This window comes from Brachybacterium sp. 107, assembly GCF_052379725.1.
Lineage (GTDB): Bacteria > Actinomycetota > Actinomycetes > Actinomycetales > Dermabacteraceae > Brachybacterium.
This window is the reverse complement of sequence record NZ_JBQSYW010000004.1, coordinates 136,972-151,494: the sequence shown is the minus strand read 5'-3', so window position 1 is coordinate 151,494 and position 14,523 is coordinate 136,972. Positions and strand designations below refer to the sequence as shown.

The window sequence follows — 14,523 nt, the reverse complement described above, 5'->3', positions numbered from 1 at the left end:
GGTGCGTGTGCTGCCAGGTGCCGGGCAGGCTCGTCCAGGAGGTCCTGGAGCCTGCCGGGTCAGAACCGTACCGTTGTCGGTACGGTTCTGACATGCCCCTGTAAGCGGGCCGTGCTCACCCCTCGCCGAGCAGCTCCGCGATCTGCGGGTGACCGGCAATGTAGCCCTCCAGCAGCTTCGCTCCCAGTTCCGGCGAGCTGACCAGCGGGTGCGTGGAGAAGCCCTGCCACGCCGCCTCCCGCGATCCGGTCGTGGCGGCCTCGAGGATCTTCCGCTCAGCCGACCGCAGGGTGCTCATCATACCGAGCCGTCCCAGCTCCAGCGGGGCGATGGGCAGCGGGTGCACCCCGTTCCCGTCGACCTCGCACAGCACCTCGAGCACGGCGTCCGCCGGGAGCTCGGGCACGATGCGCTCGGCGGCCGGGGCGTCCTGCCTATTGGCGCTGATATTGCCCACGTCGAGGATCATCCGCTCGCGGCGACCGGTGGCCAGCGCCGTCATCAGGCGCAGCGCCACCTCCTGGTAGCCGCCGCCGGCGACGTCCTCCTCGCGGCGCTCCTCATCGCGCGACTCGGCCATGTACGTGGCCTCGCGCTCGTGCAGGGTCGAACGCCAGAGGTCCACCGGCGAGGAGCAGCAGGACTCGCTCGACGGGTCGGCGTCGTCGTGCTGGGCGGAGTCGGCCGTCGGCGCACTGGGCGCGGTGGTGCCTGTGGCGACGTCCGCGGCGACGTCCGCGGTGGCGTCCGCGGCGGCGAGGTAGAAGTCGCCCTGCTGCTTCGCGAGGAACTCCCCACGCGTGGTCGCCGAACCCGTGATCCTCTCGATCGCGGAGGCGGTGTGCAGGTAGTAGTACAGGTATTCGTTGGGCAGCGCCCCGTCGGCCCGCACCCAGTCCTTGCCGATCAGACGGGCCTCCTCGATCTCCTCGAGGGCGTCGTCGTCGGCCAGCAGTCCCGGCAGGCGGTCCACCCCGTCGACCGTGACAGTGCGCAGCCAGCCCAGGTGGTTCAGTCCCACGTAGTCGACCTCGGCGCCGCGCTCGCCGGCCACCAGGTCCACATCCAGCAGGCGGCCCACGCGGCGCACCAGGCCGATCGGGGTGTCGCAGATGCCCACCACGCGGTCCCCGAGGAGCGAGCGCATGGCCTCGGTGACGATGCCGGCGGGGTTGGTGAAGTTGATGACCCAGGCGGCGGGGGCGAGCTCGGCGACGGTGCGCGCGATCTCGAGGGCCACGGGGATGGTGCGCAGCGCATAGGCGAGGCCGCCGGGGCCGATGGTCTCCTGGCCGAGCAGCCCCAGGCCCAGCGCTACCCGCTCGTCGACCGTGCGGGCCTCCGCGCCGCCCACGCGCACGGCGCTGAACACGAAGTCCGCCCCGGTGACCGCCTCGCGCAGATCGGTGGTGGCGGTGACGCGCGGCGGATGCGCGGCGCGCCCGTCGGCCTCGAGCTGGGCGCGCACGCCGTCGATGACCTCGGTGATCGTGCGCAGCCGGGCGGCGTCCACGTCCTGCAGGGCGATCTCGTCGACCTGCAGTCCGGTGGCGCCGGTGGCCATGGCCTCGTACACGAGGGGGACGCGGAAGCCGCCCCCGCCCAGGATCGTCAGCTTCATGGCAGCAGGACCTCCAGGTCCTCCCCCTCGGGGAGGGTGAGTGAGTCGGGGGAGCGGTCGGTGACCAGGGCGGTGAACTGCCCCAGGGTGGAGACCTCGAGGAACCCCGAGCCGGGGAACTTCTCGTGGTCGGCGAGCAGGAAGGCGGAGGTCGAGACCTCGAGCAGGCCGCGTTTGATCGGCACCTCGCTGGGGGTCGAGTCCAGGACGGTGCCGTCCGGCCGGATCCCGGAGGTGCCGAGGAAGGCGATGTCGACGCGCACCTGGCGCAGGGCGGATTCGGTGAGGGTGCCCACGAGCGACTGGTAGTTGGGTCGCAGCAGGCCCCCGAGCACCACGATGTCGATGCTCGGCGCGTCGGCGAGGGCGGTGACCACGGCGAGGGAGGCGGTGACGACGGTCAGGGACCGGTTCTGGAGCAGGGGGCACATCGCCGCGACGGTGGTGCCGATGTCCAGGGCGATCACGTCGCCGTCGGCGATGCAGGCCACGGCCCGTTCGGCGATGCTGCGCTTGGCGGCGGACGCGGAGGTGGCGACATCGGCGAAGGCGCGCGGGTCGGCCTCGGGGCGCACCGATCCGCGCACGTCGCACGCCCCGCCGCGCACCCGGCGCACGACGCCGGAGGTGGACAGCATCTCCAGGTCGCGGCGGATCGTGGCCTCGGAGACGGCGAAGTCCGAGCTCAGGGTGCCGACGGTCGCCGAGCCGTGACGGCGCACGAAGGCGGCGATGGCCTCGTGGCGTTCCTCGCTGAGCATGGGCACACCGTAGCACCGACCGATCATCTTCGAACACCATCGAGCAGAAGCCTGCACATCCGCACACGATGTGTCATCATGGTGCCCTGCGCCACAGCATCGCGGCTGTTGCCGCCTCGCATCCTCAGGAGGACCCCATGCGTCGACGTACCTTCCTCGGCTCGACCGCCGTCGCCGGAGGCCTCGGGCTCCTCGCCGCCTGCGCTCCCGGCTCCGATTCCGGCTCCGGAGGCAGTGATGGTGGGGGTTCCGGCCCCGCCGCAGGAGATGTCGAGACGGATCCCTCGGCGATGGGTGACGTCACCCTGAAAGTCTGGGACCAGGAGGTCCGCGGCGCGCAGAACGACGCGATCGAGGCCCTGATCAAGGCCTTCGAGAAGGACAACCCCAACATCACGGTGAAGCGGGTCAAGCAGTCCTTCGACGACCTCCAGCAGCAGACGGGCCTCGCCCTGTCCGGCAACGACGTGCCTGACGTGCTGCAGGTCAACAATGCGCGCGGCGACATGGGCGAGTTCGTCAAGGCCGGCCAGCTCACCGACCTCTCCGGGTACGCCGAGGCCTACGGCTGGGCGGATCGGTTCTCCGACTCCGTGCTCTCCAAGGCCCGCTATTCGGCCGACGGCGTCACCTTCGGCGAGGGCTCCCTGTGGGGCCTCCCGCAGACCGGCGAGGTGTGCGGCATCTACTACAGCGCGGCAAAGCTCGAGAAGCTCGGTGCCGAGCCCCCGACCAGCTGGGACGAGCTGTTCGCCCTGGTCGAGAAGGCGCAGAAGGCGGGCGAGCAGCCCCTCGTGCTCGGCAACCTCGAGCAGTGGCCCGCGCTGCACGTGTTCGGCCCGCTCCAGGCGAACTTCGTGCCCACCGACGAGATCACCACGCTCGCCATGGGCAACGCCGGTGCCGAGTGGACCGATGACCCGAACATCCAGGCCCTCACCCAGCTCGCGGAGTGGGGCAGCAGCGGCGCCTTCGGCGACTCGCCCAACGGCCTCGCCTACGACACCGCCTGGGCCGACTACACCAAGGGCACCGGGGTGCTGCTGATCGGCGGCTCCTGGCTGGGCCCCGACATGGAAGCCGTCATGGGCGACGACCTGCGGTTCATGGCCCCGCCCGCCGGCGCCGACGGGAAGGTCGCCACCACCGGCGGCACCGGGCTGCCCTTCGGGATCCCTGCCAAGGCCGCCAACCCGGACGCCGCCGCGGCGTACATCGACTACATCACCAGCGACAAGGCGATGGAGCTCATCGCCGACAACGGCGGCATGCCGGTGCTGCGCACCGCCGAGCTGGCGCCGAAGTCCGGGGTCAACAAGGACATCTACGAAGCCTTCGACGCGGTCTCGAACGACGGGGTGCTGCTGCCCTACCTCGACTACGCGACCCCATCCTTCGCCGACACCGCCGGCGCCGCCCTGCAGGAGGTCATCGGAGGGCAGGCCGAGCCCGCGGCCGCCGCCGAGACCCTGCAGAAGGACTACGGCGACTTCACCAAGAAGGCCTGAGCGGCGCATGGCTCGACAGCGACCCTCGGCCGTCGTGCGCTCCCGCGCGACGCCGTACCTGTTCATCCTCCCGGCGTTCCTGGTCTACGCCGCCTTCTCGCTGTACCCGCTGGTGCGGGCCGCGCAGTTCTCGCTCTTCGAGTGGCCCGGCTTCGGTCCGTCCACCTTCGTGGGACTGCAGAACTACATCGACCTGGCCACGGACCCGGCCTTCCGGGCGGCGATCGGGAACGCCCTGGTGCTGATCCTGTTCTACGCGGCGCTGCCGCTCGTGATCGGGCTGGTGCTCGCGGCGATCTTCCGGCGCGGCCAGGTGCGGGGGATGGGCTTCTTCCGCTCCGTGATCTTCCTGCCCCAGGTGATCGCCCTGGTCGTCGTCGCGGTCGCGTGGCGGAACATCTACGCACCGAACGGACCGCTGAACCAGGCGCTGCGGGCCGTGGGGCTCGACGAGCTGGCCCGCGGCTGGCTCGGGGACCCCGGGGCGGCGCTGCCCGCCGTCGGCTTCATCGGGACCTGGCTCGAGATGGGCCTGGTGATGCTCCTCCTGCTCGCGGGGATGAGCCGGATCCCCGACGACCTCTTCGAAGCCGCCCGTCTCGACGGGGCCGGCCCTGTGCAGGAGTTCTTCGCGATCACCCTGCCCTCGGTGCGCGGGGAGATCGTCGTCGCTCTCGTGCTGACGATCATCGCTGCGCTGAAGACCTTCGACCTGGTCTACCTGACCACCTCCGGCGGCCCCGGCAACGCCACCACCGTACCGAGCTACGAGGTGTACTACCGGGCGTTCCAGCTGCGTGAGGTCGGCTCGGCGAGCGCGGTCGCCATCGTGCTGACTCTGCTCGTGTTCGCGATCAACGTGGTCGTCACCCGCATCGGGGAGCGTGCCTCATGAGGATCTCCACCGCCGAGCGGACGATGAACTACGTGGTGCTGGGCGTCTTCGCCCTGTTCGCGATGATCCCGATCCTCACCATCCTCGCCACCGCCGTCTCCCCGCAGAACGGGCAGGCCCCGGGCCTGCACCTGGCGAACTTCGTCGAGGCCTGGCAGGTGGGAGGCTTCGGGCACTCGCTGGGCAACTCCCTGGTCGTCGCGGTGATCGTGGTGACCAGCGCCGTCGCGCTGTCCGTGCTCGCGGGCTACGCCTTCGGCACGATGCGGTTCCCGGGCTCGACGCTCCTGTTCTACGTGTTCCTGCTGGGGCTCATGATCCCCACCGAGGCGACCGTCATCCCCCTGTTCTTCGACCTGCGCACGGTGGGGCTGACCGACACCTATGCCGCGATCGCCCTGCCGCAGATCGCCCAGTCCGTCGCCTTCGGCACCTTCTGGCTGCGCGCCCAGTTCCGCTCGATGCCGGTGAGCCTGCTCGAGGCCGCCGCGATCGACGGCGCCGGGCCGATGCGCACCCTGCTGCGGATCGTGGCCCCCGCCTCCGTGCCCGCCCTGACCACCCTGGTGGTGCTCGTGTTCATGTGGACCTGGAACGAGTTCCTCATCGCCCTGGTCATGGCGCCGGGCGGCACGCTGCGCACCGCCCCGCTGGGCCTGGCGAACTTCCAGGGCCAGTACACCGCCGAGCTCTCCCTGCTCTCGGCCGGCGCCGTGATCGTCGCCCTGCCGATGGTGATCATGTTCCTGTTCCTGCAGCGCCACTTCATCCGCGGAATGCTCGAAGGAGCCGTCAAATGATGACCCCCGACCACCCCGACCCGACGGACGCCCACGTCCCGCACGCCCCGCCCCTCACCCCCGAGGCGGCCGCTGCGCTCGATGCGGCCGACGACTGGGACCCCCTGGCCGCACAGCGCAGCCCGGAGGACCCTCCGCTGGACGTGCTGCTGTCCGGCACGGTCTTCTTCGACATCGTCTTCACGGGGCTGGACAGGCTTCCGCAGCCCGGCGAGGAGATGTGGAGCAAGGGGATGGGCTCCAGCCCCGGCGGCATTGCGAACCTCGCGGTCGCCGCCGCCCGCCTGGGCCTGCGCACCGGCCTCGTCGCCGGGTTCGGGGACGACGCCTATGCCGACTGGATGTGGCACACCATGGCGCACGAGGAGGGGATCGACCTCACCGCGTCGCGCCGCTTCCCGGACTTCCACTCCTCCCTGACGGTCTCCGTCGCCACCCAGGGGGATCGGGCGATGACGACCCACGGGCACGAGCTGCCCGAGCCGCTGTCGAAGCTGATCGCCGACGCCCCCGCGGCGCGGGCGGCCGTGGTCGACCTGGCAGGGGAGACCTCCTGGTGGGCGGATCTGGCCCGCCGCGGCTCGAAGATCTTCGCCGACATCGGCTTCGACGAGACCGGCCGCTGGGATCTCTCCGACCTCGCCCCGCTCGCGCACTGCCACGCCTTCACCCCCAACGCGATGGAGGCGATGAGCTACACCCGCACCGACAGTCCCGACCGCGCCGTGCGGGCGCTCGCCGAGATGGTGCCGCTTGCCGTGGTGACGGATGGCGCCGCCGGCTCCTACGCCATCGATGGATCCACCGGCGAGGAGGCTTTCTGCCCGGCGGTCCCCGTCACGGCGACGGACACCACCGGCGCCGGCGACGTGTTCGCCGCCGCGATGGTCCTGGGCACCCTCGCGGACTGGCCCCTGGCCGAACGCCTCAAGTTCGGGTCGCTGTGTTCGGCGCTCGCCGTCCAGCAGTTCGGCGGCTCCCTCGCCGCGCCCGGCTGGGGCGACATCACCGACTGGTGGCGCCACCTCAGCGACGCGGCCGACAGCGGCGACCTGCGCGCCGCCTACACCCGTGACGGGTACTGCTTCCTCGATGACGTCGTCCCGGACCATCGGGTCCAGGGCCGGCGCCGCGCCCAGGGAACCTTCGCCCTGCGCTCCGACGCCGGCAAGCACTGACCTAGCCCGCACCTCCCCGCCCTTCGCCTCACAGCCCGTTCGCTCACCGATGACGACGTGCAGCCGCACCGCAGCGGCATGCATCTGGAGAGAAGAGAAACCATGGTCGACCTCGCCCGCCCGATGCCCCAGCCCGCCCCGCAGACCCAGTCCGCTTCCGACCCGGTGACGTCGCCGGGGAGCGTCAGCCGACGTCGACTCCTGCAGGGCTCCGCCGTGCTCGGGCTCGCCGCGGGCGCGACCGCGCTGGACCTCAACGCCCTGTCGCCCATGGAGCGGGCCCTCGCCGACGGAGCCGTGGATCTCGACATCCTGTACATCGGCGCCCACCCCGACGACGAGGCATGGACCCTGGCCGCCTTCGGCCAGTGGAACGAGTTCGAGGACCAGCGGGCCGGGGTCATCACCCTGACCCGTGGGGAGGGCGGCGGCAACGCCGTGGGCCTCGAGGAGGGGCCCGCGCTGGGCCTCATCCGCGAGACCGAGGAGCGCACCGCCGTCGGCTACGCCGGCATCGAGCACGTCTTCAACCTCGACGCCGTCGACTTCTTCTACACCCTGTCCGCGCCGCTCACCTACGACGTGTGGGGCGGCGCCGAGGCGCTCAGCCGCGTGATCCGCGTGGTGCGGGCGACCAGGCCAGACGTCATCGTCACCATGAATCCCTCCGCCGTCGAGGGCAACCACGGCAACCACCAGCAGGCCGCGATGTTCGCCGTCGAGGCGTACCTGCTCGCCGGCCGGGACGACGTCTTCCCCGAGCACTTCGACGAGGGCCTGACGCCTTTCTCCCCGCGGCGCATCCTGCGCTCCGGCTCCAACGGCAGCTCCGGCACCGGGCCCGACGCCGTCGCCGCAGGCTACGAGCCCGACATCGCCAGCGACGTCGTCTTCGGCACCTGGAACGGCACCGAGTCGCAGCGCCACGGCAAGCGCTGGAGCGCCGTGCGCGACGACTCCGTGCACAGCTACCGCACCCAGGGCTGGGCCGTGAACCCGCCCTCGCCCACCGAGCCGGCGAAGATCCCGGCCACCTGGTTCACCCTCATCGACTCCCGCACCCCCTTCGCCGACCCCACCAGCGGCGACACCGCGGCGCTTGCCGGCGCCACCCTCCCGATCGACGGCGGGCTGCCGCTGGGCACCACGCTCGAGGTCACCTCGGACCGCTTCGTCGCCCTGCCCGGTGAGGGCATCGAGGTGACCGTCGCCGTCGGCTCGCCCGGGAAGGCCCTGCCGCAGGCCACCGTGGAGCTCGAGGCGCCCGAGGGCTGGAGCGTCGAGGGCAGCGGGAAGCTCGGCACCGTCCCCGCGAAGCAGCAGCGCAGCGCCACCTTCACGGTCACCGCCCCGGCGGGCACGACCCCCGGCGAGAACGTGCTGCTGCGCGCCACGGCCGCCTCCCGCGGAGGCAGCGGTCAGAACGTGCTGCCGCTGCGCACCGCGGGCCCCGTGGAGGCGGGGATCGCCGACCGCCCCGAGATCGCCGCCTTCCTGGACTGGACCGCGGAGCTCGGCATGCAGCGTCTCGACGCCCTGGTCCCGACGCGGCGCACCCTGGGCTCCGGCCGGGCAGAGACCTTCGAGGTCGTGGCGCGCAACCACTCCACGTCCGCGCAGGACGCGGAGATCACCCTCGAGCTCCCGGACGGCTTCACGGCAGACCCACCGGAGCTGCTGGCCGAAGCGGTCCCCGCCCAGGGGGAGACGCGCCTTACGGTGCGCGTGGAGAACACCGACGCCTCCCTGCCCACCGCGAACCGGGCCCCGGACGGCGGCGTCTACCCGGTGACCGTCACCGCCACGGCCGACGGGGTCGCCGCCCCGACCGCGCAGGGGCTCTGCCTGGTCCCGCGGCTGGTCGCCTCGCGCACCGAGGGCGTCGAGGTCGATGCCGCGCGCGGGGCCGACGAATACCCGGGGGACAACATCGACATCGGCACCCTGTGGGAGGGTCAGGCGGTCGAGGCGGCCGACGCCTCCGGCACCACCTGGGTCACCTACGACGACGAGAACCTGTACGTGTTCGTGCAGGTCACCGATGATGTGCTCGGCACTCTGCTGCCCCCGGAGGACAACAAGCAGCGCTTCCGCACCGACTCGATCGAGATCATGATCGACCCGCGCGGCACCTCCGACAACACCGCCTCGACGTTCATCCTCGGGGCCCTGCCGGGCACCGCCGTCGACGGCAGCATCGGCGGCCCCGTGGCGGGGCGCGATCACGACAACCGCCAGGGCCCCATCGCGGACACCGCCCCCGGGGTGCGGATCGCCGCCGCGATCTCCGACCCCTACGACGGCTACCTGTTCGAGACCAGGATCCCGTTCGCCGAGCTGCCCGACGGCATCGACCCGACGGGCATGGGCTTCAACGTCGTCGTCTACGACTCCGACACCCAGGACAACACCGGGCAGTCCCGGATCGGCTGGTCGACCTACCCGGGCATCCAGGCGGACCCGTCCCGGTGGGGAGTGCTCGAGCTGCCGGATCTCCCCGCCGGAGCGTCCGCCCCGGTGGAGCCGAAGATCCCGGACACCGCGGCCCGCTCCGTCGAATCTCCCGCCTCGATCCTGCAGGCCGCCGGCGACGGCACCGGCCTCGGCGGGGTGCCCGCCCTGCGGTCCCGGACCCTGCGCTTGGAGAAGGTCACGCGCACGAAGAGCGGCGCCACCGCACGGGTGCGCACCGGAGAAGCGGGAACACTGCGCCTGTACCTGTGGGACGGCTCGACGATCCTCGGAACGGTCGATCCCCAGGAGGTCGGCAAGGGCATGACGACCACGGACGTGCCGCTGACCGGCGAGCCCGCGGACGGGGCGCCCCTGCACCTGGTGGCCTCGTTCGAGAACGACGCGGGCACCGTGGCTGCGGCGACCACCCTCAAGTGACGTCGGGGGTGGCGCGGTCAGCGCACCTCGCGCACGATGAGGCGCGCAGCGTCCTGGAGCTCAGGGGCGTCGATGCTCAGGGGATCGGTGCGGCTGCACGTGATGCCGTCCGATCCCCACATCGCGACCAGGGTGATCGTGGGGTGGTAAGAGGACCACCACGAGATTCCGTCGAAGGAGCCCTCGTCGAAGATCGTCGCCGCGAGCCGTTGTGTTCGACGTTTGTGACGCTCGATCACGTCGGTGACCCGGCGGACACCCAGTGCGCGAAGCGTTTCTGGATCCGCGAGGTCAGCGAGGCGCGCGGAGTCGGGGATCTCGTAGCAGCTCAGCGCGCGGACGGCCTCGTCGTTGCTCGGCACGAGCAGCATCTCCGACGACCAGGCCGACAGATGCCCGAAGGTCTCTGCTATCGCGCCGTCAGGAGTCGTCGAGAAATAGCGCATGGTGTAGAGGTCGGGGTTGTCCCACCGGCCGGCACCCTGTCCCGGCGGAACGAAGAGCGGGCCATACGGTGCAGCGGGGTCGACGGCGTCGACCCAGGGGTGCACGCGGTACAGCAGCATCAGGCGTAGACACCCGTCTCGTCGCCGGTGATGGCGTCGAGGACCTCGGAGGTGCGTCCCTGGCGGACCATCTCCAGTGGGGTGGCGCCGTCGAGGAAGGCGTTGTGGCCGCTCAGCCAGTCGGGGATCACGGCGTCGTCCCAGACCATGCGGGCACGGGAGACGATGAACTCGAGGTCGGTGACGGCGCGGGCGGCGTCAGAGGACGGCTGGGTCTCTCCGTCCACCCATCGAGTGGTCTGGGAGCGGCTCACGCCGGCCCATGCCGCGAGCTTCGCCTGGCTGCCGAGGGCCCGGGAGGTGGAGCGGACCTTGAGCGTGAACAGCTCGCGGTCGGGCTGTACGGGATGGTCGATGGTGCTCATGGCACCACTATCCTCCCGCAACAAAAATGTTGCAAGAGGTGTCGGGATGATGGGGAGTTCTCCCCGGGGATCTGTGACCGGGGCAGTCCGCCCCATCGCGCTCCCGCCGAGGTCCCCCTAGATTTCAGGGACTGGGTGCGGGTCCCGCAAGGGATACGAGGCCTGGGCACGGGATCGACTTGCCGCGTGAGTCGGCCGACGGTGGGGGCCGTCGGGTCGGCGCAGAGCGCAGCATCACCGGTCTCGTGCCCGCCCTCCATCAGGGGAAGGGGAGGGCAGGCGACCGGCCGTGAGGGGCGGCGGTCGCCGGGCCCTGCACCCGGCGAAGGCGGGATCCGGCGTGAGGAGCCGTGATCCCGCCTTCTGGCCGTCATCTCGCGCTCTGGCCGCCATTCCGCGTTCTGGCCGTCCTTCTCAGCCCTCCTGGGCGAGATGCGCGAGCACCGCAGTGGCGGCGGCCTCGGTCCCCGTGCGCAGGGTGGGCTGCAGGTCGGGGGACCACAGGGGGCTGTGGTTCGGGTACGTCTCCCGGCCCTCGGCGTAGGCGCCGCAGCCCCAGTAGCAGTACGGGGAGCCGAAGGCGTCGGGCACGATCGAGAAGTCCTCCGAGGCGGTGGCCGGCGCCATCTCCTCCACCCGCTCCTCCCCGAACTGCTCCAGGAACCCGCGGCGCACCACCTCGGCGGCGTCGGCGTCGTTGTCCGTCAGGGGGTAGCGGTCGTACAGCTCGATCTCCGGCTCCTTCGGGGAGCGGGCCGCCTCGCACTCGGCGCGCACGATGCGTTCGACGCCGTCGATCAGCTGATCCAGGATCTCCTCGCTGTATGCGCGGAAGTTCAGCAGCATCGTCGCGGTGTCCGGGATGATGTTCGCGCTCGAGCCGGCCTGCAGGGAGCCGACGGTGACCACACCGAAGTTCGACGGGGAGAGCTCGCGCGAGACCAGGGTCTGCAGGCGGGTGACGATCGCCGAGGCCAGCACCACGGGATCCACCCCGAGGTGCGGCATCGAGCCGTGCGACCCCGCGCCGTGGACCACGATCCTCGCCGACGCGGCCGTGCTGAGCACCGGCCCGGAGGCCACCGCGACCTTCCCGGCCACCGGGGTGGTCAGCACATGCTGACCCAGGCACACGTCCGGCGTGGGCACCTTGTCGACCAGCCCGTCGGCCACCATCGACCGGGCACCGGCGGCCTTCTCCTCGCCGGGCTGGAACAGGGCCACGTACGTTCCCGACCAGCCGTCACGATGCTCGGCGAGGAGCTTCGCAGCGCCGAGGCCGGCGGTGATGTGGAAGTCGTGGCCGCAGGCGTGCATCGTCGGCTGCTCCGCGCCGTCGGCATCGGTCTGCGTGGCGGTCGAGGCGTAGTCCAGGCCCGAGGCCTCCGTGACCGGGAGCCCGTCCATGTCGGCCCGGAACAGCACGGTGCGACCGTCGCCGTTCTTCAGCACGCCCACCACGCCGCCCCCGATCTCCTGCACCTCGTAGCCGTACTCGGTGAGCTGCTCGGCGACGATCGTCCGGGTGCGCTCCTCGAGCATTGACAGCTCGGGGTGGCGGTGGAAGTCGGTGAACAGCTCCTCGGACTGGGAGGTGCTCTCCTCCAGCGAGGTGATCATCTGTGTGCTCAGGACGGACATGGGGATCCTTTCGACGCGTGGTTCTCAGGTCAGGATGAGGTGTCGCCCAGAGAGGCGTCGTCACCACGGCGAAGCGGCCGCCGTGAGCTCAACAGGTTGCCCCTGCAGCTGGTGGCGCGACGTCAGCTCTCGTCGTCTCGGCGACGTGCAGGTCCCCAGAAAGCGAGCTTCACCACGGCAGCACCCACGGCAACCAGGGCGAGGGCACCGATCCCCGTACCGGCCATCATGATCGCCTCGAAGAGGCCGAGTCCCAGAGATGATCCCATCGTGGCACCGCTTCCTTTCTGGCATTCGCGCAGGCGTTGGACGCTGACGGCGGGATCGGGCGATCCTGCCTGCAGGGCGAACGCGTTCCTGCAGATCAACTTACCCCCGTCGGCGTCGGCTGTGACCTGAACGGGCGCGGAGATGATCTGACCCGGGGCGCCGATGATCCGCGCAGAAGCAGCGACGAGACGCCGAACCGTCGGCCCCGACGGGACTCTTGCCGGGCATGCTCTCAGTTTCTGGACAACCGTGTGATGTCGCTGACTTCCGACGGGAACTCGGGCCGAACGACGTGATTGAAAGATAATCTACGAGGGAACCCTTGAGGGTCGAGAGACCCGTGGCCAGTGCCGACGCCGCGGTCCATGAAGTTCGTGCATGTCGGCGATCTCCCCTGAAGGATGCTCATGCCTACCGATCACCCTGCCCCGAAGCCGCCGTCCGGCAACCAGGGCTGGCCCTCCGCGCCGAGCTTCGGGCAGCCCCAGGAGCCCGGATTCCCGCAGAGCCACCCCGGCGCGCACAGCGCCCCCGGCCCCCACGGGTTCCGTGAGCCGCAGCGCCCCCGTCCCGAGCCCGGGAAGAACTACGCGGTCGCGTGGGCCCTGTCCCTGTTCCTCGGGGTGTGGGGCGTGGACCGCTTCTACCTCGGGCGCTGGAAGACGGGGCTGCTGAAGTTCCTCACGATGGGCGGCCTGTTCCTCTGGTACCTCATCGACCTCGTGCTCCTGCTGACCGGCACGGTGAAGGACGCCAAGGGGCGCCCCCTCCAGCAGTACGACACGGTCAAGTGGCCCTCCCGGGTCATCTCCGGCGTGGTCGCGGTGGGATTCGTGGCCATGATGGCCATCGCCGGCTCGATCGACACCCCGACCACGCCACCACAGCCGGAGGCCGTGGTCGCCGAGGCGGCCGCGGACGAGGACCAACAGGCGCCGACGGATACCGCGGCCCAGACGCCGGCGGCGACTGAACCCTCCGAGGAGCCGACCACCGAGGCCGTCCCGACGACGACCCCCGCCCCCGAGCCCACCACGCCGGAGCCGTCCCCGACGCCCGAGACCGTCGAGGCGGCTGACGGCACCGCGCTGGCGATGCTCGCCGGCCTCGACGAGAAGGGCCGTGCCCCGAAGACCGACTACGACCGCGACTCTTTCGGCTGGCGCGACGACGTGGACCGCAACGGCTGCGACACCCGCAACGACATCCTGCGGCGCGACCTGCACGAGATCAGCCTTAAGGGCGGCACGAACGGCTGCATCGTGCAGCTGGGCTCCCTGAAGTCCCCGTACAGCGGCGACACCGTGGACTTCGACCGCGCGAACAGCACGATCGACATCGACCACGTCGTGGCCCTCTCCGACGCCTGGCAGACGGGCGCCGCCCAGTGGGACGAGGACACCCGCGTCGCGTTCGCCAACGACCCGTTGAACCTGCTGGCCGTCGAGTCGGGCCTGAACCGTCAGAAGGGCGACGGAGACGCCGCCACCTGGCTCCCGCCGAAGAAGGACTACCGCTGCGAGTACGTCGCCCGCCAGATCGCGGTGAAGGACAAGTACGAGCTGTGGGTCAAGCCCGCCGAGGCCGACGCCATGCGCGACGTGCTGGCGAACTGCGACGGCTTCGCCGCGATCGAGGACGACGGATCCGTGCCGGCTGCCGGGGAGGGTGACGTGGTGGGCACCTGGGAGGAGCCCGCACCGAAGCCTGCGCCGAAACCGGCCCCGGCTCCCACGACGGCACCTGCTCCTGCTCCGAAGCCGGCCTCCACAGAGGACAGCGGCTCCAACGAAGGAAGCGTCTACTACAAGAACTGCGACGCGGCACGCGCGGCCGGTGCAGCGCCCGTACACAAGGGGGAGCCTGGCTATGCCAAGCATCTGGACCGCGATGGTGACGGGGTGGGCTGCGACAACGGCTAGCCAGCTCTACCGTCTCCACCCGGTCGCGAGCGGCTATGGCCGGCAACGGCTCAAGCAAGTCCTGCTGGTGGATTCATGAAGGGCTGTGCCCGAGAATCTTGGTT

12 protein-coding genes are annotated in these 14,523 nt (G+C 70.9%); 6 read left to right on the top strand and 6 right to left on the bottom strand.

The features are described from left to right. Window positions 1-115: 115 nt before the first annotated feature. Both ACT3UL_RS07090 and ACT3UL_RS07085 read right to left on the bottom strand, forming a co-directional pair. Window positions 116-1,621, bottom strand: coding sequence for a family 4 glycosyl hydrolase (locus tag ACT3UL_RS07090; RefSeq protein WP_444577433.1), 1,506 nt, complete (start codon window positions 1,619-1,621; stop codon window positions 116-118). Beyond that, window positions 1,618-2,382 (bottom strand): DeoR/GlpR family DNA-binding transcription regulator, encoded by a 765-nt coding sequence (locus tag ACT3UL_RS07085; RefSeq protein WP_193119100.1) that lies wholly within the window; start codon window positions 2,380-2,382, stop codon window positions 1,618-1,620. The genes ACT3UL_RS07090 and ACT3UL_RS07085 overlap by 4 nt, the downstream gene beginning before the upstream one ends. 137 nt (window positions 2,383-2,519) lie before the next feature. Here ACT3UL_RS07085 and ACT3UL_RS07080 point away from each other — a divergent pair, with 137 nt between their 5' ends. From ACT3UL_RS07080 to ACT3UL_RS07060, 5 genes are all read left to right on the top strand, one after another. Then, window positions 2,520-3,890: a sugar ABC transporter substrate-binding protein gene (locus ACT3UL_RS07080; protein ID WP_444577432.1), complete on the top strand. Its 1,371-nt coding sequence runs from the start codon at window positions 2,520-2,522 to the stop codon at window positions 3,888-3,890. A 7-nt stretch (window positions 3,891-3,897) separates the two neighbouring features. Beyond that, a complete protein-coding gene (locus ACT3UL_RS07075) occupies window positions 3,898-4,785 on the top strand; it encodes a carbohydrate ABC transporter permease (RefSeq protein WP_443398392.1) in 888 nt (295 codons plus the stop codon). Next, window positions 4,782-5,585, top strand: a complete 804-nt coding sequence (locus tag ACT3UL_RS07070) for a carbohydrate ABC transporter permease (protein WP_444577430.1) — start codon at window positions 4,782-4,784, stop codon at window positions 5,583-5,585. Before ACT3UL_RS07075 ends, ACT3UL_RS07070 begins: the two co-directional genes overlap by 4 nt. After that, window positions 5,582-6,763 (top strand): carbohydrate kinase family protein, encoded by a 1,182-nt coding sequence (locus ACT3UL_RS07065; RefSeq protein WP_444577429.1) that lies wholly within the window; start codon window positions 5,582-5,584, stop codon window positions 6,761-6,763. The genes ACT3UL_RS07070 and ACT3UL_RS07065 overlap by 4 nt, the downstream gene beginning before the upstream one ends. Before the next feature lie 102 nt (window positions 6,764-6,865). Then, window positions 6,866-9,655, top strand: a complete 2,790-nt coding sequence (locus ACT3UL_RS07060; RefSeq protein WP_444577428.1) for a sugar-binding protein — start codon at window positions 6,866-6,868, stop codon at window positions 9,653-9,655. Between the two features lie 17 nt (window positions 9,656-9,672). On the opposite strand, the gene ACT3UL_RS07055 is transcribed toward ACT3UL_RS07060, so the two are convergent. The 4 genes from ACT3UL_RS07055 to ACT3UL_RS07040 all read right to left on the bottom strand — a co-directional run bounded on the left by ACT3UL_RS07055 (window position 9,673) and on the right by ACT3UL_RS07040 (window position 12,496). Next, window positions 9,673-10,221, bottom strand: a complete 549-nt coding sequence (locus tag ACT3UL_RS07055; protein ID WP_444577427.1) for an RES family NAD+ phosphorylase — start codon at window positions 10,219-10,221, stop codon at window positions 9,673-9,675. Then, on the bottom strand, window positions 10,221-10,586 hold the full coding sequence (locus ACT3UL_RS07050) for a hypothetical protein (RefSeq protein WP_343922585.1): 366 nt from the start codon (window positions 10,584-10,586) through the stop codon (window positions 10,221-10,223). The genes ACT3UL_RS07055 and ACT3UL_RS07050 overlap by 1 nt, the downstream gene beginning before the upstream one ends. A gap of 414 nt (window positions 10,587-11,000) precedes the next feature. After that, on the bottom strand, window positions 11,001-12,227 hold the full coding sequence (locus ACT3UL_RS07045; RefSeq protein ID WP_444577426.1) for an amidohydrolase: 1,227 nt from the start codon (window positions 12,225-12,227) through the stop codon (window positions 11,001-11,003). A 122-nt stretch (window positions 12,228-12,349) separates the two neighbouring features. Next, a complete protein-coding gene (locus ACT3UL_RS07040; protein WP_444577425.1) occupies window positions 12,350-12,496 on the bottom strand; it encodes a hypothetical protein in 147 nt (48 codons plus the stop codon). A 408-nt stretch (window positions 12,497-12,904) separates the two neighbouring features. Here ACT3UL_RS07040 and ACT3UL_RS07035 point away from each other — a divergent pair, with 408 nt between their 5' ends. Beyond that, entirely contained in the window at window positions 12,905-14,419 is a 1,515-nt protein-coding gene (locus tag ACT3UL_RS07035) for a GmrSD restriction endonuclease domain-containing protein (protein WP_444577424.1), read from the top strand. Window positions 14,420-14,523: the final 104 nt, after the last annotated feature.

Bases quoted from the DNA above. Each gene is read 5' to 3' on its own strand.
- ACT3UL_RS07070 (WP_444577430.1), top strand. From the start codon at position 4,782: ATGAGGATCTCCACCGCCGAGCGGACGATGAACTACGTGGTGCTGGGC.
- ACT3UL_RS07075 (WP_443398392.1), top strand. From the start codon at position 3,898: ATGGCTCGACAGCGACCCTCGGCCGTCGTGCGCTCCCGCGCGACGCCG.
- ACT3UL_RS07055 (WP_444577427.1), bottom strand. From the start codon at position 10,221: ATGCTGCTGTACCGCGTGCACCCCTGGGTCGACGCCGTCGACCCCGCT.
- ACT3UL_RS07080 (WP_444577432.1), top strand. From the start codon at position 2,520: ATGCGTCGACGTACCTTCCTCGGCTCGACCGCCGTCGCCGGAGGCCTC.
- ACT3UL_RS07060 (WP_444577428.1), top strand. From the start codon at position 6,866: ATGGTCGACCTCGCCCGCCCGATGCCCCAGCCCGCCCCGCAGACCCAG.
- ACT3UL_RS07035 (WP_444577424.1), top strand. From the start codon at position 12,905: ATGCCTACCGATCACCCTGCCCCGAAGCCGCCGTCCGGCAACCAGGGC.
- ACT3UL_RS07065 (WP_444577429.1), top strand. From the start codon at position 5,582: ATGATGACCCCCGACCACCCCGACCCGACGGACGCCCACGTCCCGCAC.
- ACT3UL_RS07040 (WP_444577425.1), bottom strand. From the start codon at position 12,496: ATGGGATCATCTCTGGGACTCGGCCTCTTCGAGGCGATCATGATGGCC.
- ACT3UL_RS07085 (WP_193119100.1), bottom strand. From the start codon at position 2,382: ATGCTCAGCGAGGAACGCCACGAGGCCATCGCCGCCTTCGTGCGCCGT.
- ACT3UL_RS07050 (WP_343922585.1), bottom strand. From the start codon at position 10,586: ATGAGCACCATCGACCATCCCGTACAGCCCGACCGCGAGCTGTTCACG.
- ACT3UL_RS07090 (WP_444577433.1), bottom strand. From the start codon at position 1,621: ATGAAGCTGACGATCCTGGGCGGGGGCGGCTTCCGCGTCCCCCTCGTG.
- ACT3UL_RS07045 (WP_444577426.1), bottom strand. From the start codon at position 12,227: ATGTCCGTCCTGAGCACACAGATGATCACCTCGCTGGAGGAGAGCACC.